We start from the raw sequence: 21824 nt of genomic DNA, 5'->3' as shown, positions 1-21824 counted from the left end.
TTGTATTATTTTTTGTTTCTTTGTTGTTTTCCAGCATTTCTTCCTTTGCCAGAATTTTTTCCAGCAGATTTTTCAGAAGAAGGTAAGCTTTTTACTGTTTTTTCGTTTTTCTCTGTTTTTTCCGGTGTTACATCTTTTGGCGGAGTAACGACCGTTTTTGGAGGATTATTTTTCAATTCTTCTGCTACTTGTGCTTTCAAACGAGGTTTCATGATGACGTTTGTGATATATGTTTGCAGACAACTGAACACACCGCCGACTACCCAGTACAATGTCACACCAGCAGGAGCGCTGATCGACATGAAGACGATCATAGCAGGTGAAACAATCAGCATCGTACGCATCGTTTTTTTCTGTTCTTCCGGAATACCGATTGTTGAGATATATCCTTGCAGCAGATAAGCGATCCCAGCAATGGCAACTAAGACAAGACTAGGTGAACCAAGATCGATACCGTAGAATGAAGATTCGCGGATACCTTCTGTGTAACGAGCAGTAAAGTATAATGCGGAGAAGATAGGCATTTGGATCAATAGAGGTAAACAACCAATACCGCCTGTCATGCTCATACCATTTTCTTTATAAACTTGCTGCATTTCTGCTTGCGCTGCAACTTGCTCTTCACGTGTTGTCGCAGTTTTCATTCTTGCTTGCGCTGCTTCGACTTGAGGTTTCAAGGCTTGCATTTTTTCAGATTGGATCATTGTTTTCTTCGACTGGCTGATCCCTAAAGGCAAGATGATCAAACGAACGATGATCGTCATAAAGATGACCGCCCAACCGTAAGACCAGTTGAAGTTTTGAACTAAATAAGTGATCGCTTGACCCATCGGATGGACAAGTATGCGATAAACAAAGCCTGAAGTATCAGGATTACCATGTGAATCTGTACGTACACAGCCAGACAAAAACAGCATGATGGACAAAAGTCCGGAGCCTAGCAGCCAATTTTTCCATTTATTCATTAAATTCTTCCTCTTCCATAATTTTTACACAAAATTAACTATACTAAAAAAAACAGCGAAATTCAATTGTATTCATAGAAAAATCACATTATTGCGTTAAAAAGAACTGTTATTTTTTGTAAGTATTTTTTGATATGAAAAAGCAGAGATAGAACACGAAAAGAAACCAGTCCTGATTTTTTACCGAATAGAGACATAAACCAAGGCGCAGCAAAGAGCGAGCCGTTTTTTTCTTCTGCAGAGAAAAAGTCGGTTCGCTCAAAACGAATAGAGTAGGGCATCGTTTTTCTGTAAAATCAAAAAATGGTTATTTAATAAATAACGTCAAATTTTTCACGTTCCTGGATCATTGGGTCCTCTTGTAAATCAACGTAAGTGACACGACCGCTAGGACTAGGAGAATCTTTGACCTTGGAGATAAATGCTTCTACAGTCTCGTCATCACCGATTGCTTCAATCGTTACAGAACCATCTTCTTCATTTTTGACCGTGCCGAAAATACCAAGCTGATCCGCAAGCATTTTCGTCGTATAGCGGAAACCAACACCTTGGACACGGCCTTGCACGTTCATTCTTACTTTGCGCATGAGAGTCACCTGCTTTCTTCTTTATAGATTTATGATAACGATTTTTTAAAAAGTAAACAAGTTCGAACCCCTGATTCATGCTATAATCAGGTGAGGTGAAAAAATTGAAAGAAATCCAATCGGTAAAGAATCCATTGATCAAAGAATTGAAAAAATTACATAAAAAGAAATACAGAGAGGAAGCGAGGTGTTATTTGCTAGAAGGGTTTCACTTAGTGGAGGAAGCAGAGGCATCTGGCGCTAAAATCAAAGAGCTGCTTGTGACAGATCGAGGACTCAAAGAATGGAGCGATTGGATCGCTCGCAGGGTAAAGGAAGAAATCTGTTATCTAGTCAGCGCCGAAGTCATGTCTGCTGTTTCAGATTTGCCGACGCCTCAAGGAATCTTAGCAGTAATCGAAATGGATGAATCAGAAGTTGGATCGTACAAAGGCGGATGGCTGCTGTTAGACAATGTGCAAGATCCAGGGAATGTCGGAACTATGATCCGGACAGCCGATGCGTTCGGTTTAACCGGTGTTATTTTGGGGAAAGGAACAGCTGACTTGTACAGTACTAAAGTATTAAGAAGTATGCAAGGAAGCAATTATCATCTGCCGATTCTCCAAAAAGACCTGACAGAGATCATTCCTCTTTTCAAAGAACAGCAAACGCCGATCTACGGAACAGAACTGAATGAAGAAGCATTTCCTCTCAATGAAGTGCCAAAAACAACTGATTTTGCTTTAATCATGGGGAATGAAGGCCAAGGTGTCCAAAAAGAAATCTTGGATATGACTGATAAAAATGTGTATATCCCAATTCCTGGAAATGCCGAATCATTAAATGTGGGCGTAGCTGCCGGTGTCTTGATGTACCATTTTTCACGTTGATTAAGGAACTGTTAAGTTTTGGATAGTTGCATAAGAACTCCCTAGTACGAACCAAAAACTAGTGATATACTGGTACCAATTTCAATAATAACGAAATTCAAAAAAGGTGGCAGATTGAAGATATGACAGAAAAATGGCGTGAAGACGAAGAATACATGTCTTATGTAGCAGAACTTTTAGAAACTGAGGCTGTGAAAAAATTAGCTGATTATACTCAACATGTCCACTCGACACGATTAGAGCATTCTATCAGTGTTTCTTACAATAGTTATAAACTTGCAAAAAAATGGGGCGGAGACGCAAGAGCAACAGCTCGCGCCGGACTCTTACATGACCTCTTTTATTATGACTGGCGGACAACGAAATTCGATGAAGGGACACATGCGTATGTGCACCCAAGAATCGCTGTCAAAAACGCTGAGAAAATCACAGAACTCTCTGATCTGGAGAGAGACATCATTTTGAAACACATGTGGGGAGCAACGATTGCTCCGCCAAAATATAAAGAAAGCTATATCGTGACAATGGTCGATAAATACTGCGCAGTCAAAGAAGCATCACAACCAATGACTGCAACGATGAAACAAAAATGGCAGCATTTCTTCGGCAAAAAACCGGTTGGCATCGAATAACAGAGATAAACAGGTCTGATCGTTTCTAACAGCGCCAAGCGCTCGTAGACGTCCAGGCCTGTTTTCTCGACCTTGTTTTTTCAGCCTTTTTCAAGTATAGTAATAAATTGGCAGACCCAACAATTTAAAGGGGGTGATGATAAGATGCACAGACAGAACGTATCTTATTTAAAAACGATGGGGCTTTACAAGTAGAACATACTTTGTAGAACCTGATTCTTTCTTCAAGGTATGAAAACAAAAGAGGAAAGGAATCACTATTATGAAACCAACCATCGAAACATACAACTATTATTTTATCAAACGAGAAGCAGAGCACTTGCTAAGTGTTTATTCTTCTGTCAATGACAACAAAACGGTCGAAACAGTCCAAGCACTTGCGGCTGAAAAGATCCGAGGATTGTTTGAAACAGAAAACGAAGAAGCAGAAGCGTTCTTAAAGCTTGCGCTGGATCGGACATGGACGAAAGCAAAAGCAGAACAGGCGTTAGAAACATTGAAAGAAGCGGTGATCCCGTTTGAACAGCCTGAGAAAAAACAGATTGAGAAAGTCTTCCGCAAGACCAAAAAACTGAAATTCCCAAATTGGTCAGAATTGGATTTGCGTGAACATACTTATATCGGCTGGAATGATCCAGGTACTCAAAAGAAATTTATTCTTTTCTATAAAGAGAATAAATTGCAAGGCATCAGCGGTACGTTGTCACCAACGATCATCAAAGGAATCTGTTCGATTTGCCAAAAAACATCGAATGTTTCGATGTTTTTAGCAACGACCAAAACTTCCTCGGACGGGACGTACACAAAACGCGGCAACTATATTTGCCACGACAGCGAACAATGCAACAAGCAGCTTGTTCAACTGGACAAATTTCATGAATTTGCAGAAATCGTGAAAAAAGAAAAGTGACCGCATTGTTTTTTGAAAGAAAACATGCTATTCTTTTTAAGGAATAAGGTGATGGTGTTCGCCTTTAAACGTTGATCGAAAGACAGCTAATGACGCCTACTAGAGAAAGGACGAGAGCCCTTTGTTTAGTAGGCGTTTTTTTGTTTGGATAATAAGGAGGAAATAAGATGAAAAATAGTCAAATTATAAGGATCGGAACATACATGACAAGGTGGTTACTGCTTACCGCTATTGTGGGTGTATTGATGGGAAGCCTTTCTGCATTCTTTTTGACGAGCTTGACGTTTGTGACAGATGTACGTCTGGAACATCCGTGGCTGCTTTATTTATTACCTGCGGGCGGCGCTTTGTTTGCGTACTTATATACTTATTTTGGTAAAAATGCCGGACGCGGGAATAATTTGGTGATTGATCAAGGGAATGGCGGGGAAGAAAAAATCCCACTGCGTTTGATTCCGCTGACGTTGTTTGGTACGTTGACTACACATTTGCTCGGCGGCTCAGTTGGCCGAGAAGGAACGGCTGTCCAAATGGGTGGCGCCATTGCTGAAAATCTTGCTCGTTTGTTCAAGATCGATAAAATCGACCGGGAGATTTTAGTGATTTCCGGTATCAGTGCGGGGTTCAGTTCAGTTTTCGGTACGCCTTTAGCTGGTACGCTTTTTGGACTGGAAGTATTAGCAATCGGCAAAATGCGGACAGAAGCCTTATTCCCAAGTTTTTTTGCTGCATTATTTGCTAATTTCGTGACGGAAGGATTAGGAGCGACACATATCCACTATTCGATGGGGGAGATCCCTTCCTGGAGTGTGCTTCTTTTTGTCAAATTACTGGTGGCTGGTATCGGATTTGGTCTGTGCGGCTGGGTATTCAGCCGTTCCATCGTTTTCTTAAAAGGTGTTTATGCACGCTGGTTCCAAAATCCAGTGTTCAGAAATTTTGCGGGTGGAGCCATCGTTGTTTTTGCGGCACTTCTTTTCCAAGGCCATCGTTATTTGGGATTGAGTTTGCCCCTCCTTCAAGATGCGTTTTCTGGACAGGCTCATTTTTTTGATTTTTTTGGGAAATTATTCTTTACAGTATTGTCTTTAGGTGCAGGATATCAAGGCGGAGAAGTGACACCGTTATTTGAGATTGGTGCATCATTAGGATCAACCTTTGCTCAAGTTATGCATGTATCGATTCCGTTTTTAGCTGGATTGGGCTTCATAGGTGTTTTTTCTGGTGCGACGAATACTCCGATTGCTTGTTTTATCATGGGCATCGAATTATTCGGCAGTGATGCTGCAGGCTTTTTGTTCATGATCTGTATCATTAGTTTTATGTGTTCAGGAAATAACGGCATCTACTCTGCGCAGAAAGTAATGATCGAAAAGGGGATTCTGTTTGTTCCTGGAATCAAAAAAAGCGGAAACCTTAAAAAATAGGGATTTCTAAACTTTTTCAAAATAATCTGGTCACCCTTCCGTAAGTATATTAATATATATATTAAATACTTTCGTTTATTATATAAGTAGATGGTATTTCTTCATAAAAAAATAACGCCTTCTTTCGGGAAGATTTTTCAGTACAAAGGAGAATATAACATGAGTAAAATCGCAGTCTTAGGTCCTGGTTCTTGGGGCACTGCATTAGCACAAACACTAGCAGAGAATGGTCATGATGTACGGATCTGGGGAAATGTCCCAGCCCAAATTGACGAAATCAACACGTATCATACAAATCGCCATTTTCTGCCAAAGTTGAAATTGCCCGAAACAATCATCGGCTATAAAGAACTAGGGGAAGCTGTGGACGGTGTCGATGCAGTCTTGTTTGTTGTCCCAACGAAAGCTACGCGAGCAGTTGCACAAGAATTGGTACAGAAAATGAACACCAAACCATTGATCATCCATGCCAGCAAAGGCTTGGAACAAGGCACGCACAAACGTATCTCCGAAGTAATCGCAGAAGAGATCCCAGAAGAAAAACGGCAGGCAATCGTTGTTTTATCTGGTCCAAGTCATGCAGAAGAAGTCGCAGTCCACGACATTACGACGATTACTGCAGCAAGTACCGATTTAAAAGCGGCAGAAACAGTTCAGCAATTATTTATGAACGATTATTTCCGAATCTATACGAATGATGACGTCATTGGTGTAGAGACAGGCGCCGCGTTGAAAAACATCATTGCCATTGGTGCTGGCGCAATCCATGGGTTAGGTTTTGGCGACAATGCCAAAGCAGCCATCATGACGCGCGGCTTAGCAGAAATCAGCCGCTTAGGCGTGGCGATGGGTGCGAATCCGTTGACATTCATTGGTTTGAGCGGTGTGGGCGATTTGATCGTGACATGTACAAGTGTCCATTCAAGAAACTGGCGTGCTGGAAATCTTTTAGGAAAAGGCCATAAACTGGAAGAAGTGCTGGATAACATGGGGATGATCGTTGAAGGTGTCTCAACAACGAAAGCAGCCGTGGAACTAGCGCAACAATTAAATGTTGAAATGCCAATCACAGAAACAATCTACAGTGTGTTATATGAAGGAAAAGATGTCCGACAAGCAGTGAAAGAAGTAATGCTGCGCGACGGCAAGATGGAAAATGAATTTTCAATAAAATAGCAAATTTGGAGGGGTCACAGTGAAAGTCAAAAAAGCAGTTATTCCAGCAGCAGGATTAGGAACCAGATTTTTACCAGCAACGAAAGCGATGGCAAAAGAAATGCTGCCAATCGTTGATAAACCAACGATCCAATTTATCGTAGAAGAAGCACTGAATTCAGGAATCGAAGATATTTTGATCGTTACAGGTAAAAGCAAGCGTCCTATTGAGGATCACTTTGATGCCAATCTTGAATTAGAGATGAATCTAAAAGAAAAACACAAAGATGAACTCTTGCAATTGATTGAAGAAACAACAGATGTAAATCTGCACTTTATTCGCCAGCCGCATCCGCAAGGTTTAGGACATGCCGTACTGCAAGCCAAAACATTTGTTGGCAACGAACCTTTCGTAGTGATGTTAGGGGATGATTTAATGAAGGACGAGATTCCTTTGACAAAACAATTGATGAATGATTACGAAGAAACGAAAGCTTCAACGATCGCAGTCATGGAGATTCCTCATAAAGATACATCAAAATACGGCATCATCGATCCTGGTGAAGCTGTCTGCGACGGTTTATGCAGTGTAAAAAATTTCATCGAGAAACCAAAACCAGAAGATGCACCAAGTGATTTAGCAATCATCGGCCGTTATCTGTTAACACCAGATATTTTTGATATTTTAGAATCTCAAGAACCTGGTGCGGGAAACGAGATCCAATTAACAGATGCAATCGATAAGTTGAATAAAAAACAACGAGTATTTGCGCGGACATTCAAAGGCCGCCGCTACGATGTAGGGGATAAATTCGGCTACATGCAAACAAGTATCGAATATGGGCTGACTCATCCGCAAATCGGATCGGATCTTAAAGAATACGTGATCCAATTGAGCGAAGAATTAGAAGGAAAATAAGAAAAACAGCGTTGCGAAGCCGCAACGCTGTTTTTTTTAGATATTTTTTCAACCAATAAAGAAAGTGAGAAGCGAAAAGAGAACAAAGAATGCTGCAATCAAGCTGCAAATAACAAGATGCCGTTTCTTGTTCATCATCAAAATCGCGATATACTCACGCAGAAAGGCATTTGGCAAATAATAGAAAGCTGTTTTTGCCCCAATCCCGTTCGCCTTCAATCGTGCTGTCCGGGCATACATACCGGCGCGGAAAATATGGTAATTATTCGAAGTGAAAATCGCACGATAACGAGATTTTTCGCGATCCATGAGTTCTTTAGAAAAGAGCATGTTCTCAAGGGTCGTTTTCGAATTCGTCTCCACTAATATCTGTTCAGGAGGTATGCCTTTTTCTAGTGCATATTTCTGCATCGCAACAGCTTCCGGAATCTTTTCATCAAGTCCTTGTCCGCCAGACATCAAGAGTTTTGGCGGGCTGAGCGTTGCTTTTTCTTGTGCTCGATAAAAGGCGATTGCTTTATCGATCCGTTTAGCCAATAAAGGTGTGACTTTTTCTCCATGTAACAAACCAGCACCTAACACAACGATGAAATCTTGATTGAATCTTGGCCGGTTGAATTGATAAAGGACAGAAACTGTCAAGAAATTGTAAAAAACAATGAAAAAATAAAAAAGTATCACAGGAACCATAAGTGCTAATATTCGTGCCCAATCAGGAAGATAAGCCAATAAGAAAAAGTTGACCAATACAATGATTGTTAGAAAAATCGCTAAAAATAATGTTAAAAGATTAGCTAGAGAATGCGATTCTCTTTTCAGTACGACGATGCCATTCCAATAAAGAAAAACAATCAATGCATAGATCCCGAAGATCACGATCAATAAAAAGAAGACACCAACCAACGCAACAAGCCCGCCGATCAAGATATTTTGCGTTTGGAAAAGCAATAAAATCAGATAAGCACCAAAACTCATCAAAAAGATATTGAACAATAACCCATTAAGCAGCCTTCGTTTTTCGGTAAAATAGAAATAAGCAAAAATTGCAAAGAAAAATAAAGGAAGACCGACATAAAATGTGTGCTTGGCAATCTCTAAATAGATGAAATAGGCCATCATGACGGCAAATGTCCAGCTGCTGCCGTAGAAAAACAGTGCTGGATCTTTTTGTTTTTTACGCCAAAAAATCAGCCCAGCAACACCCGCGAGATACAGAATAAAAAAACTTAGATCTCTCGTTAAATCCATAATTTCAACTCCTTTTACATACTAATCAGTATAACGAAAAACAAACAAAAAGGAAAATTCCAGCTGCTGGAGCGCAGAAAAAACAGAACAAATAAAAAAAACCTTTCTGAAACAAAAATCGTTTCAGAAAGGTTTTTGATAAGAGATTTAAATCTTAAAACAAATTACTAAAGAAATTTACAACATGACGCCAGCCGATAACGAAGAAATTCGCTTTTTCGGCGTTGCTTGTCGTGATGATCTCTGTAGACGGCATTTGGTCTTCTTCCAAATAGCCCAGTTTGTCATCTGCCACAGCGATTTTAGCTGTTCCTACAGTCGTTCCGCGATCAGCAGGGGCAGCCAACTCATCATCTTTCAGTTTGTCTAAGTCAGGAGTGATCGTCAAGTTGCCAGTATCCATACCTGTGCGGACCCAAACTTTCACAGGATCTTTCAATGCTACAGGAACGGTTGCTTCTTTTCCGTCTTTGACTTTAACTGTTTTTAAATCAGGGATGCTTGCACCAGCTTTCCCAACTTCTTTTTCTGACCAGTTATCCAAGCAATAGTCCATCAAACGTGATGTTTCATTGAAACGAGCGCTTGGGTTTTCGGCATGGCCTTCAGCATTCAATACGACGGTAATGATGCGGCGGCCGTCTTGTGTGATCGTTCCGACAAAACAAGCACCTGCTAGTTCCGTTGTACCTGTTTTCAAACCGTCTACGCCTTCTTTATAATTGATGAAACCTGGAAGCATCCAGTTCCAGTTCACCATTTCGACAGGAGACTGTGTATCTTCGCCAAACATTTGAGTCGTTGTGCTGGTCACGTCCAACACTTCAGGGAAGTCATTGATCACATGACGGGCAACGATTGCTACATCTTTGGCAGACATTTCGTTTTCATCTGTTTCGGAAGTGCCTTCTGGGCGGTTGTCGCCGAGATACTGGTTATTCAATCCAGAAGCATTCACGATAGAAGCATCTTTGATTCCCCAGCCTTCCAATTCTTTTTTCATATCTGCAACAAATTCTTTTTCGCTGCCGCTGACTTTTTCTGCTAAAGCAACCATTGAAGCATTTGCTGACTGGATAAATGCAGAATCGAATAACTCTTTGACCGTGTAGCTGTTCTCTTTATGTAAAGGAACGTTTGATAAATCTGGGACAGTACTTAATTCTTCCGCGTAATCTGAGATCGGCACGGTGTCATCCCATGAAAGCTTTCCGTCTTTGACTTGATCCAATACAAGATAAAGGCCGATGATCTTTGTGATAGATGCAATACCCATTGGCGTTTCGCCATCTTGGTCATAAAGGATCTTTCCGCTTTCTGCATCTACTGCAAAGGCTGCTTTTGCATTTACTTTAAACGAAGTATCTGCATAAGTGGTAAAAGGGATCAAAAACGGGGTAAGACATAGAATGATGCTAGCTGCTAGCAAGGCTAGCCGGTTTTTTTTGAACGACATATCAGCTCTCCTTAAAATGAAATCTTTTGACTGTGTACAAATAAGAATTTTATCAGAGAGCGAGAACAGTTTCAATGTTTGTCGGAAACAATCGGGTTATTTCCGGTTTGTTTCGCTTTTTACACGTGCTTTGACAGGCTGCGGTTCTAATTGGATCGACCGAATTGCTGTGTAGCCAAGGACAGTGATGATACTCAATAAACTAAAAATCAATAGAATTTGCATAGGGAATTCTCCTTTGTAAGTTAATCTTACAGTCAATATAACAAAAAGATTTGAATAAATTTCCCAAACAATCGAGAAAGAATCGAATAATATATGAAAAAAGCGTGAAGAGCAGAAACATTTGTTAAAAAAGAAATCGTTTTAGTGTTAGGAAAAAAATTGTTGTGGTAGACTTTATTATATAAAGATCGACTTTTTAGGAGGGGACGTTTATGACAAAAATTGGTAAAGATTTGTTGACACAACTGACTTCGAAAGATGCAAAAGGTCCTTTTGTCACGATCATGCTGAATACACATGTAGGACATCAAAATGTAGAAAAAGATCAAATCAAATTCAAAAATTTCGCGAAAGAAGCGAAGAAACGTTTTGAAAAAAAATATCCTGAACATGAGTGGACACCGATCCAAGAAAAAATCGACACACTATTGAATGATGCTTCCTTTTGGCGGAGCGGGACTCAAAGTGTCGGTGTGATCGTAACTCCTGAAGAAACATATGTACACCGGTTAAGTATTGCCGTAGATGATCAATATTATGTCAGTGATCTGCCTTATTTATTGGCGATCATCAAAAATGAACATTTCAACTATTCTTATTTTGTCCTTGGCTTGAACCGTGATTCGATCAAGATGTTTGCAGTCAAAGATAAACAAGTATCTGAAGTGCAGCTTCCAGAAGATGCACCGACTGATTTAGTAAAAGCTTTAGGAGATGAATTGACTGGCGGCGGTTTGAATTACTCTTCTCAAGGAGGTTCTTCTCGTTCAAAAGAGGGAATGACATTCCATGGCGTGAATACGAAAGATGAAGAAGTAGAGATCGATTGGACAAATTATTATCAAGCAATCGATACGTATTTAAAAGACCAATTTGAGAATCCGGAAAAATGGCCGATTTATCTTTACGCATTGCCGGAAAACCAAACGATGTTCAAAAAAGTCGCAAAAAATCCTTACGTAAGTTATGATGCAGCAATTTCTTCTTCTCCAGCGCAATTGTCGCTCCAAGAAGCAGAGAAAAATATCCAAAAATTGTCTGCTGAATTAGGCGAACAAGAGTCAAAAAGCTATGAAAAACTGTTAGATCGAAAATTCCTTGATCAGCTTGTGGATATCGTCCCAGCTGCTAAGGAAGGGAAAATCTCTCACCTATTTATTGCTACTTCGAATTTAGCTGATGGTTTCGGCGAAGATCCGGAAACAGAGTATGATCGCCGTCAAGTCTTGAATACGATCGCAGACGATGTGTTAGCTAATGGCGGGCAAGTATTCATCTTGGATCAAAATGATGCACCGGATAAGAAAAGCTTAGCAGCGATTTTACGCTATTGATTGAGGAGAAACTTAATGATTTTTAATCGTTGCGTTTTCAATGTTCGTTAGTTTAACGGAGGTTTTTTTCTAAAAAGCAGACAAAAACGATTTATTTAGCTAAAAACACTATGCTTTTCTAAGTGAGTGTGCTATACTAATAAGTGTAGTTTTTGTTCGGTAATTATGGTAGCTTGTTTCAAATAAACATCTTCCAGATATTCACCATACAAGTAATTGCAAAATATGTGTTGATACACAAGGAGGATTTTTATTATGGAAACAGGTACAGTAAAATGGTTTAACTCAGAAAAAGGTTTTGGATTTATCACAGCAGAAAACGGAAACGACGTATTCGTTCACTTTTCAGCTATCCAAGGCGAAGGCTTCAAAACTTTAGAAGAAGGTCAAGCAGTGACTTTCGACGTTGAAGACGGTCAACGCGGACCTCAAGCAACTAACGTTAACAAAGCTTAATTATTGATGAACCAAGGCTTGGTGCAGAATCTTCGGATATCTGCTCCAAGCCTTTTTTGTTTTTTAAAAGAAAGCAGTTTTCTTTTAAAAGCGTAGGGCGATTCAAGTTTTTTTTCTGAATTTGTAGTATAATTTTCAGAAAGAAACGCAAGAGAAGAGGTATGAGTTTGAAACCAAAAACTTACGCGGTCGTAGATATCGAAACAACCGGCACAAATCCTAAAGAAGACCGCATTATTCAATTTGGCTGCGTAATGATCGAAGCTGGAAAAATAACGAGTCGATTTTCAATAGATGTGAATCCAGGAAAGAGGATCTCCAAACAAATCCAAAATCTGACAGGGATCACCAATAAAAGAGTCCAAGATGCGCCTTATTTTGAAGACGTCGCTTTGACGATCTATCATTTATTGGCGGATACGATTTTTGTCGCCCACAACATCCATTTTGATTATCATTTTTTAAATGAGGAACTCAAAAGATGCGGGGCACCAGAGTTGAAGATTCCTGGAATCGATACTGTCGAATTGGCACAGATTTTCCTGCCGACAGAACCCAGTTTCAGACTTTCTGATTTAGCAGAACGTTTTGGCTTTACCCACGAAAATCCGCATCAGGCAGACAGCGACGCGGAAGTAACTGGGCGTCTTTTTTTGCGGATCGAAGAAAAGATTCGAGAACTGCCTTTAGTGACCGTAGAACAGATTGCCCGATTAAGCAAATTGACAAGTATGGATACCGGCCGATTCATTTGGCAAGTGTTAGAAGAAATGAAAGCAGCGCCAATGGCTTTGCCAAATACTGTCGAAATCGTTGAAGGAATCGCGCTTCAGAAAAAAGAAATCGAATTGTTTTCTGCCAATTATTACGGTGAACGAACATACCCGCGAAAAAAACAAGCAAAAGAAAAGCTGTTCCAAGGAAAACTCTCATATCGAAAAGAACAGAATCGCTTAATGAATGCAGTTTATGATCATTTTACAAAAGATGAAGCAAAAAATCTGATGATCGAAGCGGCAACTGGTATGGGAAAAACGATTGGGTATCTTTTTCCTCTGAGCTATTTAGCAACGCCGGAAGAACCTGTCATCATCAGTACTGTTTCTCTTGTCTTGCAAAGTCAGATCGTAGAAAAAGACATTCCGATGCTGAATCAGCTGCTGGACCAGCCGATCCACGCTGTCGTTTTAAAAAGCTTCCGTCATTATATCGATTTGCAGCGTTTTAAAGCGACATTGCAGCAAGAACCTGTTCAAAAGCAATACGCATTGTATCAAATGGCCGTACTGGTTTGGCTGACCCAAACGACGACAGGAGACTTGGATGAACTGCAATTGACGAATCTAAATCATGTATTTTTCAATGATGTCTATCATCGAGGACCTGATTTTCTTTCTGCAAAATTGCCCTTCTATGAACAAGATTTTCTGCGGCATCTCTTACGCCAAATGAAACAAAGTAATTTTTTGATCGTCAATCATGCGCTGTTAGTCCAAGAAACACTAAGGGAAAAACCGCTCTTGCCGAAAAGCCGCTTCTTATTGATCGACGAAGCGCATCATCTGCCAGACATTGCCGAAAAAATCAATGACCGAAGATTGAATCTTGGGCAGTTCAAAAAGCAAATCGATCAGCTGAATGAACCTGGACAGCTGTTTGAACGGTTTTCAGAGTATTTGAAAGAGGACAGTGAGTGTCTGCGTTATTTGGCTATCTATCGTCAAGAACTTTCTGCACTTATCGAAGCACAACTCATCATTGCCAGAGAATTGAACCATTTGGCAGAAGCGTTTGCTGCAAAATCTGCGAGTGAAGAATGTCTGGTCACAAAAGAAATGATGGAACAATTGCCTTTTGAAGCACAGACGGCGATGGATCATCTGCAATTATTTTATCAAGAAATCCGTCAGCTCCAAGAAGCGATCAAAGAAAAACTGTCAACTGTACAAGACAGCTGGACCAATCGGATGCGCATCGATTTAGCAGAATTTTATCGATTATTTGATCAGTTGGAAACACAAGGAACATTCATGGAACAATGGTTGGAAGATTGGCAGGAAAATTATGTCCATTGGCTGATTCCAGCGGTACAACCGCAATACACGATTTTCCATCTGCATGATTTTCGAGCGGCAACTTTGCCTGCAACGACATGGTATGACAGATACGAGCATATCTTGTATGTTGGCGGGACACTCAAAATCGGTTCTGACCGTCACTATTTAGCAAAACGGCTTGGAATTGAGCAAACATCGCTGAAAGTCATCGCGTCGCCCTATGACTATGAAAAACAAGCCAGAGTTTACGTGCCTGATAACGCACCAGCAGCCAACAAAGTCTCTGCCGAAAGCTATATCCAATATTTGACAGAGCTGCTGACAGATCTTATCCATAAAGAAGAACGACCAATCCTAGTGTTATTTACTTCTCATGAGATCCTGCAAAAAGTGTATCATTCTATGCACTTGAAAATGCTGGAAGAAGGAAGAGAAATCATTGCCCAAGGATTTGGCGGAAGTCGGGAAAAATTACTGAAACGATTTATTCTTTCATCGGACAGTGTATTATTTGGTGCAGACAGTTTTTGGGAAGGAGTCGATCTTCCAGGAGATGCGTTACAGCTGGTCGTTGTGACACGCCTTCCTTTTGAAAATCCAATGCGTCCGCTGGTCAAAGCACGCTATGCGTATTTAGAAGCAGAAGGAGTCAATCCTTTTTATCAAGAATCTGTACCAAAAGCGGCTTTGAAATTACGGCAGGCTCTTGGTCGGTTGATCCGCTCAGAAGAAGACCGCGGCGTGCTGATCGTTTTAGACAAGCGTTTGATCACAGCCAGTTATGGGAAGCAGATCGTGCGTGCTTTGCCGAAAAACTTGCCTTTAGAAGTGCTGCCGGCGGATGAAATGTTTGAAAGTGTTCATGATTTCTTAAAGAAAAACGAAGAATAATCTTTAGCAGAGACACTTTTTTCATAACACAAATCTGGTATAATGAAAACCAATGAAGAAAAAGGAGCGACTGTCCTTGAAAAAAGAAACAACAAGAGAGCAAACCGTCAATCGCGTCTTATTAGGCTTGATTATTTTCTTGCTGACGATCATCGTTTTAAGTTCGATTTTTTATCTACGCGCAAACCGTCCGATGGCTCAAGCAGAAAAAGAAGCAACAGAAATCGCGAGAAAATATGCTGATATGGACGAAGTAGATCATTTTTATTGGTTCACACGCAAAGAAACCTATTTCAGTTTGATCGGTAAAAACAAAGATGACCAGGAAATCGCCGTCATCATTCCTAAATCTGGCGAGAAAGTCAAGATCCTTGATGCCAGCAAAGGATTGAGCGAAAGTGAAGCAAAACAAAAAATTTCTGAGAAATACAGCGATATCACGATCCAAAAAGCGAATCTAGGGATGTTCGATGACAAACCAGTCTGGGAAGTCATGGGAAAAAATCCTGAAGGCGCACTAAGTTATCATTTGATTTCGTTCGACTCAGGAGAAGAAACGAACGTCATCAAAGATATCTGAGAAAAAGGAGTAAGAGTATGAAACTATCGAAACGTGCAGAATCTTTGCAGCCGTCTGTGACACTTGCCGCAGCAGCCAAAGCGAAAAAGCTGAAAGCAGAAGGAAAAGATATTATTAGTTTGACGGTAGGAGAACCAGATTTCGCGACACCGAAAAACATCCAAGATGCAGCGATCCAAGCAATCCAAAGCGGCCAAGCCAGCTATTATACACCAACAGCTGGGCTGCCTGTTTTACGACAAGCAATCATTCGTTATATCAAAAAATATTATGGATTAGATTATGAAGAAAACCAAACGATTGTGACAGATGGAGCCAAATTTGCCCTTTATGCGCTTTTTCAAACGATTTTAGACCCAGCAGATGAAGTCATCATTCCAGTACCTTATTGGGTCAGCTATGGCGAGCAAGTCAAATTGGCAGAAGGTACACCAGTCTTTGTAGAAGGCAGTCAAGAGAACCAGTTTAAGGTAACGGTAGAACAGCTGGAAGAGGCACGTTCTGAGAAAACCAAAGCAATGATTTTGAATTCTCCTTCAAATCCAACTGGTATGATCTATACAAAGGATGAGTTAGAGAAAATCGGCGAATGGGCAGTAAAACACGATATTTTGATAGTTGCTGATGATATTTACGGCCGTTTGGTTTATAATGACAATGAATTTACTCCAATCGCTGCCTTATCTGAAACGATCCGAAAACAAACAATCATTATCAATGGTGTATCGAAAACTTACGCAATGACTGGCTGGAGAATCGGCTACGCAGTCGGTGATCCAACCATCATCAACGGAATGATCGGCATTGCATCTCAATCCACGAGCAATCCGACAGCTGTCAGCCAATATGCAGCAGCAGAAGCGTTGAATGGTGAACAAGATACCGTTGAAGAGATGCGTAAAGCTTTTGAAGAACGTTTAGACATCATTTATCCATTGGTTGCTGGACTTCCTGGTGTGAAGATCGAGAAACCGCAAGGCGCATTCTATCTTTTCCCGAACGTCAAAGAAACACTGGAAATGTGCGGGTATGAAAATGTGACGAAATGGGTAGAAGATCTACTGGAAGAAACTGGGGTCGCTTTAGTGACAGGAGAAGGATTCGGTGCACCAGAAAATGTCCGCTTGAGCTATGCGACAGATTTAGCGACATTAGAAGAAGGCGTACGCAGGATCAAAGGATTTATCGAGAGTAAAAGTCAAAAACAATCCTGAGTCATCATGGGAATAAAAAAGGAGAGTCATACGTGGAACAAATTCAAATCATTGATTCAAAAAATCATGTAGGTGAAACAGTCCAAATCGGCGCTTGGGTCGCTAACAAACGTTCAAGCGGAAAAATCGCTTTTCTGCAATTACGTGACGGGACTGCTTATTTTCAAGGAGTCGTTGTAAAAAATGAAGTCGGCGAAGAGATTTTCCAAGAAGCGAAAAATCTTCACCAAGAAGCTGCTGTATTGATCACGGGTGAAATCCGTGAAGACAGCCGTTCAAAATTCGGTTATGAGATCGGCATTACGAACTTGGAAGTCGTTGGTGAAAGCCATGATTACCCAATCACACCAAAAGAACACGGAACAGATTTCTTGATGGATCATCGTCATCTATGGCTTCGTTCATCAAAACAACATGCAATCATGCAGATTCGTAACGAAATCATTCGTGCAACTTACGAGTTTTTCAATGCAAATAACTTTGTGAAGATCGATCCGCCGATTTTGACAGGTTCTGCACCTGAAGGAACGACAGATTTGTTCGAAACAAATTATTTTGACCAAACAGCGTATCTTTCTCAAAGCGGACAGCTTTACATGGAAGCAGCAGCAATGGCCTTCGGAAAAGTTTTCTCATTTGGACCAACTTTCCGTGCTGAAAAATCAAAAACACGTCGCCATTTGATCGAATTTTGGATGATCGAACCAGAAATGGCCTTCATGCATCAAGAAGAAAGTTTAGAAGTCCAAGAAAAATATGTGGCTTTCTTAGTCCAAAATGTGTTGGATCATTGTGAGTATGCTTTAGATGTATTGGAACGTGACAAAGAACTATTGAAAAAATATACACAATTACCGTTCCCACGTATCACGTATGATGATGCTATCGAGTTATTGAAGAAAAACGGCTTTGACGATATCGAATGGGGCGAAGATTTCGGTTCTCCGCACGAAACATTTATCGCGAATTCATTTGAACAACCAGTGTTTATCTTGAATTATCCAAAAGCAATCAAACCTTTCTACATGAAACCACATCCAACACGTGAAGATGTAGTGATCTGTGCAGATATGATCGCACCAGAAGGTTATGGAGAAATCATCGGCGGAAGCGAAAGAGCAACTGATTTTGAATTCTTGCTTGAGCAAATCCGTGAACACGGCTTAGATGAAAATGAATATTCATGGTATCTAGATTTACGTAAATATGGTTCTGTTCCGCATTCCGGCTTTGGACTAGGATTAGAACGTACAGTAACATGGATCTCTGGGATCGACCACGTACGTGAAGCGATTCCATTCCCTCGTTTGCTGAACCGTATTTATCCATAAAAATAAACCACTATTTTTAAGACCTGAGACAGGATCGTCCAGGTCTTTTTTTGTATGCTAAAAACCACCTGATAAAAGAAAACTGAACATCACGATCAACAATAAACTCGAAAATGTAACGAACATCACGGCAACTGCGGATGCTAAGTCTTCATTTTTCGTATGTTCTTCTGGCAAGTTTTCTTTATCATTTTTATCGTACATATCAGTTGTCCCCCATTCAGTCAACATATTTTCAAAAATCGTCTGTTCAAAACTTTTACTTAAAGAAATCATAACAAGAGATCTGCAACGATTCTGCTCGTTTTTTTCCCTACAAAGAAAAAGTTGAAAAACGACCTGGTTGGACAACGGAATATAGTTTTTTTAAATATATTTCTTTTACAGTTAATCAGAGGAAACAGTTCATTCTCCCTGCTGTCTGGGGTACAATAGAGAAAAGTGTGCCAGTTTTCTTTGATAGGAGGAGCAAAAATGACGATATCGATTCGAAAACCAGCAGCAGAAGACGCAGAAAAAATCCAAGAATTAGCAAAAGAATGCGGGAAACATTTTTCTATCAAACATTTTCTTCATGAATTGCAAGAAGAAGAAAAGAGTCTGATAATTGCTGAGTCGGAAAAAAGCGAAGCACATGGAAAAATCGTCGCATTTGGATTGGCTGAAGTGATGCGCGGAAAAGATTTTACTTTTGAGTCACCTAAGTATGGATTGATCCAGACAAGGTTTTTTTCTATAGAAGACTACGCACAAGAAGCAGAAAAACGATTTGTCGGTTACTGGCTGGCAGAAGCGAAGAAAAGGAAAATCAATCAATTTTTTGTGGAATTGATTGATGAGGAGGAAAAAGGATGACGTGTTTAGGGAATATTATTTGGTTTGTTTTTGGCGGTTTGATTGGTGGGCTGAGCTGGTGTATTGCAGGGGTACTTTGGTGTATCACGATCATTGGGATTCCTGTTGGTCTTCAGTGTTTTAAATTTGCGCAATTATCTTTTGCACCTTTTGGAAAAGATATCGTATACAGCAACAGCGGATTTTCTTTGATCGTCAACATCATCTGGCTGATCGTTTCAGGCATTCCATTAGCATTGACACATGTAGCGAGCGGCATCCTTTTATGTATCACGATTATTGGAATCCCGTTTGGTATGCAGTCTTTCAAATTGGCAAAGCTGGCTTTATTGCCATTTGGTGCGCAGATCATTACGCGTTATTAAAGAAGAAAGCTAGAAAAATAAGCAGAAAAAAAGAAGTTGGAAACGACTTCTTTTTTTGTTTGACATATGAGCGACTGCTCATGTATAATAATTTATGAAGAGATGTTCATATGTTTTTAAGGAGGGGAAGGAAATGGAGAGAAAATATGATTTAAAAGGACTTGACTGTGCAAATTGCGCAGCAAAAATCGAAAAAAATGTACGTGGAATCGAAGGTGTCGAACAAGCAAATGTCGACTTTGTACAGCAAAAAATGACGATTATTGCGAAAGAAAAAGGGTTTGAAGAAGTAGAAGAAGAAGCCAAGACGCTCATTAAAAAGCTGGAGCCGGATGTTGCAGTCTATGAAGCAAAAAAAGACACAGGGGAACAGCTGCATGAACACGATAGTCAGCGTGCTGATTTGATCAGAATTTTGGTTTCAGGGGTATTTTTAGGCTTGCTGTTTCTTTGGCAGCCAGCAGAACCATGGCGCTTAGCAGCATTTTTAGCTGTCTATCTGCTGATTGGTTTTGATGTGATCAAACGAGCAGCAGTCAATATTTTTAAAGGACAAGTATTTGATGAAAACTTTTTGATGTCGATTGCTACGATCGGTGCCATGTTGATTGGCGAATATCCCGAAGCAGTGGCTGTTATGCTCTTTTATCAAGTAGGCGAGTATTTTCAAAGTTTCGCGGTCAATCAATCGCGACGCTCGATTCGCGAATTATTAGCGATTCGTCCAGAAGTAGCCCACGTCCAGACAGCAGATGGCTTCACAGATAAACGTCCAGAAGAAGTTCAGATCGGTCAAACAGTATTGATCAAGCCAGGGGAACGTGTGCCGTTAGATGGTGTTGTAATAAAAGGAAATTCCTCAATGGATACATCCGCATTGACAGGAGAATCTGTACCTAAAAAAGCTGCAGCTGGTGAAAAGATTTTGAGCGGATTCATTAACTTGAATGAAACGATACTGATGGAAGTCGACAAAGACTATCAAGAATCTACAATCAGTAAATTATTGGAATTAGTAGAGAATGCCAGCAGTAAAAAAGCGCCTGCTGAGAATTTTATCACGAAATTTGCACGTTTTTATACACCTATCGTCGTTGTATTAGCGGTTCTTTTAGCGGTGATCCCGCCATTAGTTATTCCTGGAACAGATGCATCAGAATGGATTTACCGTGCATTGACGTTCCTAGTGATCTCTTGTCCATGTGCTTTAGTGATTTCTGTACCGTTGAGCTTTTTCGGAGGGATCGGCGGCGCCAGCAAGATTGGTATTTTGGTTAAAGGAAGCAACTATTTGGAAATCCTTGCGAATACTGAGACTGTTGTGTTTGATAAGACAGGTACACTGACAAAAGGAGATTTTACAGTCCAAACTTTAGAAACACTGATTGAACGTTCCAAATTTTTACAACTTGCCGCAAGTGCAGAACAATATTCGACACATCCAATCGCGTCTTCGATTCTAAAAGCTTACGATGGCTCATTGATGGAAGCGGAGAAAGTGGAGGAAATTTCAGGAGAAGGTATTGTTGCACGTCTTTCAGGGACTGAGGTAACGATCGGTAATAAAAAACTGATGGATCGTTTTGCCATCACAGTACCAGATGTTTCAGAAACAGGAACAATCGTTTATGCTGCAGCAGATAAAAAATATATCGGTTTTATCGTTATCGCAGACACAGTTAAAACAGATGCCAAAAAAGCCATTTATGAATTAAAGAAAACAGGAATTCAAAAAACAGTGATGCTGACAGGCGACGCGAAAGAAATCGCTGAATCGATCGGAAGTAACTTGGGCATCGATGCAGTATACAGCCAGCTGCTGCCAGCAGATAAAGTAGAAAAATTGGAAATGCTGATGAAGGATGGAGCGAAAAAGACAGCCTTTGTCGGAGATGGAATCAATGATGCACCCGTATTAGCTCAAGCAGATGTTGGGATCGCGATGGGCGGCCTAGGAAGTGATGCCGCCATTGAAGCAGCCGATGTGGTTATTATGAATGATGAACCTTCGAAAATCGCTGATGCTATCCATTTAGCACGAAAAACATTGAAGATCGTCAAACAGAACATCGTTTTTGCCATTGGCGTCAAAGTCATTGTTTTAGCCATCGGTGCCCTTGGATTTGCTTCGATGGGGGATGCAGTCTTTGCCGATGTGGGTGTGACCGTTCTTGCAGTATTAAATGCGATGCGTTGTTTGAGAGTAAAAAGTTTGTAAGTAGAGCTGCTCCAAATTTTACAATCTAAATAGTAAGAAAAATCCGTGAAACATTGTAGGGCCCCAAAAAGTTAGATTTTCATGGAGTGGAGAAATCCACTCCTTTTTTCGTGCAAAAAAATCAAAT

Annotated in this window: 21 protein-coding genes and 1 riboswitch; of the genes, 15 read left to right on the top strand and 6 right to left on the bottom strand. The window is 40.4% G+C overall.

Annotation, left to right across the window (positions count from 1 at the left end):
• Window positions 1-5 precede the first annotated feature (5 nt).
• Window positions 6-965, bottom strand: a complete 960-nt coding sequence (yidC, locus tag IGI64_RS07950; protein WP_429940137.1) for a membrane protein insertase YidC — start codon at window positions 963-965, stop codon at window positions 6-8.
• A 311-nt stretch (window positions 966-1276) separates the two neighbouring features.
• Window positions 1277-1552: an acylphosphatase gene (locus tag IGI64_RS07945; protein ID WP_034863383.1), complete on the bottom strand. Its 276-nt coding sequence runs from the start codon at window positions 1550-1552 to the stop codon at window positions 1277-1279.
• Between the two features lie 104 nt (window positions 1553-1656).
• On the opposite strand from IGI64_RS07945, the gene IGI64_RS07940 reads away from it, so the two are divergent.
• The 6 genes from IGI64_RS07940 (at window position 1657) to galU (ending at window position 7467) form a co-directional block, all read left to right on the top strand.
• A complete protein-coding gene (locus IGI64_RS07940) occupies window positions 1657-2424 on the top strand; it encodes a TrmH family RNA methyltransferase (RefSeq protein ID WP_429940136.1) in 768 nt (255 codons plus the stop codon).
• A 122-nt stretch (window positions 2425-2546) separates the two neighbouring features.
• Window positions 2547-3056 (top strand): HD domain-containing protein, encoded by a 510-nt coding sequence (locus tag IGI64_RS07935; protein ID WP_016625704.1) that lies wholly within the window; start codon window positions 2547-2549, stop codon window positions 3054-3056.
• 262 nt (window positions 3057-3318) lie between these two features.
• Window positions 3319-3966: a FusB/FusC family EF-G-binding protein gene (locus IGI64_RS07930; RefSeq protein ID WP_429940135.1), complete on the top strand. Its 648-nt coding sequence runs from the start codon at window positions 3319-3321 to the stop codon at window positions 3964-3966.
• Window positions 3967-4004: 38 nt separating this feature from the next.
• A riboswitch (Fluoride riboswitch) is annotated at window positions 4005-4072 on the top strand.
• A gap of 61 nt (window positions 4073-4133) precedes the next feature.
• Window positions 4134-5393, top strand: a complete 1260-nt coding sequence (locus IGI64_RS07925; protein WP_429940134.1) for a voltage-gated chloride channel family protein — start codon at window positions 4134-4136, stop codon at window positions 5391-5393.
• 159 nt (window positions 5394-5552) lie between these two features.
• Complete coding sequence (locus IGI64_RS07920; RefSeq protein ID WP_429940133.1) at window positions 5553-6569, top strand: NAD(P)H-dependent glycerol-3-phosphate dehydrogenase; 1017 nt, start codon at window positions 5553-5555, stop codon at window positions 6567-6569.
• Window positions 6570-6588: 19 nt separating this feature from the next.
• Window positions 6589-7467: a UTP--glucose-1-phosphate uridylyltransferase GalU gene (galU, locus tag IGI64_RS07915; protein ID WP_016625699.1), complete on the top strand. Its 879-nt coding sequence runs from the start codon at window positions 6589-6591 to the stop codon at window positions 7465-7467.
• Window positions 7468-7515: 48 nt separating this feature from the next.
• On the opposite strand, the gene IGI64_RS07910 is transcribed toward galU, so the two are convergent.
• The 3 genes from IGI64_RS07910 to IGI64_RS07900 all read right to left on the bottom strand — a co-directional run bounded on the left by IGI64_RS07910 (window position 7516) and on the right by IGI64_RS07900 (window position 10396).
• Window positions 7516-8715 carry a YdcF family protein gene (locus IGI64_RS07910; protein ID WP_429940132.1) on the bottom strand — a complete coding sequence of 400 codons (1200 nt, stop codon included), beginning with the start codon at window positions 8713-8715 and terminating at the stop codon, window positions 7516-7518.
• Between the two features lie 154 nt (window positions 8716-8869).
• Entirely contained in the window at window positions 8870-10171 is a 1302-nt protein-coding gene (locus IGI64_RS07905) for a serine hydrolase (protein WP_429940131.1), read from the bottom strand.
• 96 nt (window positions 10172-10267) lie between these two features.
• Entirely contained in the window at window positions 10268-10396 is a 129-nt protein-coding gene (locus IGI64_RS07900) for a hypothetical protein (protein ID WP_016625465.1), read from the bottom strand.
• A gap of 212 nt (window positions 10397-10608) precedes the next feature.
• On the opposite strand from IGI64_RS07900, the gene IGI64_RS07895 reads away from it, so the two are divergent.
• From IGI64_RS07895 to asnS, 6 genes are all read left to right on the top strand, one after another.
• Window positions 10609-11730 (top strand): hypothetical protein, encoded by a 1122-nt coding sequence (locus tag IGI64_RS07895; RefSeq protein ID WP_429940130.1) that lies wholly within the window; start codon window positions 10609-10611, stop codon window positions 11728-11730.
• A 255-nt stretch (window positions 11731-11985) separates the two neighbouring features.
• A complete protein-coding gene (locus tag IGI64_RS07890) occupies window positions 11986-12186 on the top strand; it encodes a cold-shock protein (RefSeq protein WP_016625467.1) in 201 nt (66 codons plus the stop codon).
• A 167-nt stretch (window positions 12187-12353) separates the two neighbouring features.
• Entirely contained in the window at window positions 12354-15134 is a 2781-nt protein-coding gene (locus IGI64_RS07885) for a helicase C-terminal domain-containing protein (protein WP_429940129.1), read from the top strand.
• Window positions 15135-15186: 52 nt separating this feature from the next.
• Window positions 15187-15714: a DUF5590 domain-containing protein gene (locus IGI64_RS07880; RefSeq protein WP_429940128.1), complete on the top strand. Its 528-nt coding sequence runs from the start codon at window positions 15187-15189 to the stop codon at window positions 15712-15714.
• A 17-nt stretch (window positions 15715-15731) separates the two neighbouring features.
• Window positions 15732-16928, top strand: a complete 1197-nt coding sequence (locus IGI64_RS07875) for a pyridoxal phosphate-dependent aminotransferase (RefSeq protein WP_429940127.1) — start codon at window positions 15732-15734, stop codon at window positions 16926-16928.
• A gap of 32 nt (window positions 16929-16960) precedes the next feature.
• The gene (asnS, locus tag IGI64_RS07870) at window positions 16961-18259 is read left to right on the top strand and encodes an asparagine--tRNA ligase (RefSeq protein WP_016625471.1); all 1299 of its coding nucleotides are present in this window, start codon (window positions 16961-16963) and stop codon (window positions 18257-18259) included.
• Between the two features lie 57 nt (window positions 18260-18316).
• Here asnS and IGI64_RS07865 read toward each other — a convergent pair whose 3' ends face one another.
• Window positions 18317-18535 carry a hypothetical protein gene (locus IGI64_RS07865; protein ID WP_429940126.1) on the bottom strand — a complete coding sequence of 73 codons (219 nt, stop codon included), beginning with the start codon at window positions 18533-18535 and terminating at the stop codon, window positions 18317-18319.
• Window positions 18536-18733: 198 nt separating this feature from the next.
• Here IGI64_RS07865 and IGI64_RS07860 point away from each other — a divergent pair, with 198 nt between their 5' ends.
• The 3 genes from IGI64_RS07860 (at window position 18734) to IGI64_RS07850 (ending at window position 21697) form a co-directional block, all read left to right on the top strand.
• The gene (locus tag IGI64_RS07860; RefSeq protein WP_429940125.1) at window positions 18734-19114 is read left to right on the top strand and encodes a hypothetical protein; all 381 of its coding nucleotides are present in this window, start codon (window positions 18734-18736) and stop codon (window positions 19112-19114) included.
• Window positions 19111-19479 (top strand): YccF domain-containing protein, encoded by a 369-nt coding sequence (locus tag IGI64_RS07855; protein ID WP_016625474.1) that lies wholly within the window; start codon window positions 19111-19113, stop codon window positions 19477-19479. Before IGI64_RS07860 ends, IGI64_RS07855 begins: the two co-directional genes overlap by 4 nt.
• A 133-nt stretch (window positions 19480-19612) precedes the next feature.
• Window positions 19613-21697, top strand: a complete 2085-nt coding sequence (locus IGI64_RS07850) for a heavy metal translocating P-type ATPase (RefSeq protein WP_429940124.1) — start codon at window positions 19613-19615, stop codon at window positions 21695-21697.
• Window positions 21698-21824: the final 127 nt, after the last annotated feature.

It is taken from the genome of Enterococcus sp. DIV0210g, from assembly GCF_050559705.1.
Classification (GTDB): domain Bacteria; phylum Bacillota; class Bacilli; order Lactobacillales; family Enterococcaceae; genus Enterococcus_B; species Enterococcus_B faecalis_A.
The sequence above is the reverse complement of the archived record's forward strand: the minus strand, read 5'-3'. Positions and strand labels throughout refer to the sequence as shown.

Excerpts from the sequence above, each read along its gene's own strand:
- IGI64_RS07895 (WP_429940130.1), top strand. The coding sequence starts at position 10,609 with ATGACAAAAATTGGTAAAGATTTGTTGACACAACTGACTTCGAAAGAT.
- IGI64_RS07945 (WP_034863383.1), bottom strand. The coding sequence starts at position 1,552 with ATGCGCAAAGTAAGAATGAACGTGCAAGGCCGTGTCCAAGGTGTTGGT.
- IGI64_RS07855 (WP_016625474.1), top strand. The coding sequence starts at position 19,111 with ATGACGTGTTTAGGGAATATTATTTGGTTTGTTTTTGGCGGTTTGATT.
- yidC (WP_429940137.1), bottom strand. The coding sequence starts at position 965 with ATGAATAAATGGAAAAATTGGCTGCTAGGCTCCGGACTTTTGTCCATC.
- IGI64_RS07880 (WP_429940128.1), top strand. The coding sequence starts at position 15,187 with ATGAAGAAAAAGGAGCGACTGTCCTTGAAAAAAGAAACAACAAGAGAG.
- IGI64_RS07865 (WP_429940126.1), bottom strand. The coding sequence starts at position 18,535 with ATGATTTCTTTAAGTAAAAGTTTTGAACAGACGATTTTTGAAAATATG.
- IGI64_RS07900 (WP_016625465.1), bottom strand. The coding sequence starts at position 10,396 with ATGCAAATTCTATTGATTTTTAGTTTATTGAGTATCATCACTGTCCTT.
- IGI64_RS07850 (WP_429940124.1), top strand. The coding sequence starts at position 19,613 with ATGGAGAGAAAATATGATTTAAAAGGACTTGACTGTGCAAATTGCGCA.
- IGI64_RS07910 (WP_429940132.1), bottom strand. The coding sequence starts at position 8,715 with ATGGATTTAACGAGAGATCTAAGTTTTTTTATTCTGTATCTCGCGGGT.
- IGI64_RS07905 (WP_429940131.1), bottom strand. The coding sequence starts at position 10,171 with ATGTCGTTCAAAAAAAACCGGCTAGCCTTGCTAGCAGCTAGCATCATT.
- IGI64_RS07935 (WP_016625704.1), top strand. The coding sequence starts at position 2,547 with ATGACAGAAAAATGGCGTGAAGACGAAGAATACATGTCTTATGTAGCA.
- IGI64_RS07875 (WP_429940127.1), top strand. The coding sequence starts at position 15,732 with ATGAAACTATCGAAACGTGCAGAATCTTTGCAGCCGTCTGTGACACTT.
- IGI64_RS07860 (WP_429940125.1), top strand. The coding sequence starts at position 18,734 with ATGACGATATCGATTCGAAAACCAGCAGCAGAAGACGCAGAAAAAATC.
- IGI64_RS07930 (WP_429940135.1), top strand. The coding sequence starts at position 3,319 with ATGAAACCAACCATCGAAACATACAACTATTATTTTATCAAACGAGAA.
- IGI64_RS07925 (WP_429940134.1), top strand. The coding sequence starts at position 4,134 with ATGAAAAATAGTCAAATTATAAGGATCGGAACATACATGACAAGGTGG.
- IGI64_RS07890 (WP_016625467.1), top strand. The coding sequence starts at position 11,986 with ATGGAAACAGGTACAGTAAAATGGTTTAACTCAGAAAAAGGTTTTGGA.
- IGI64_RS07920 (WP_429940133.1), top strand. The coding sequence starts at position 5,553 with ATGAGTAAAATCGCAGTCTTAGGTCCTGGTTCTTGGGGCACTGCATTA.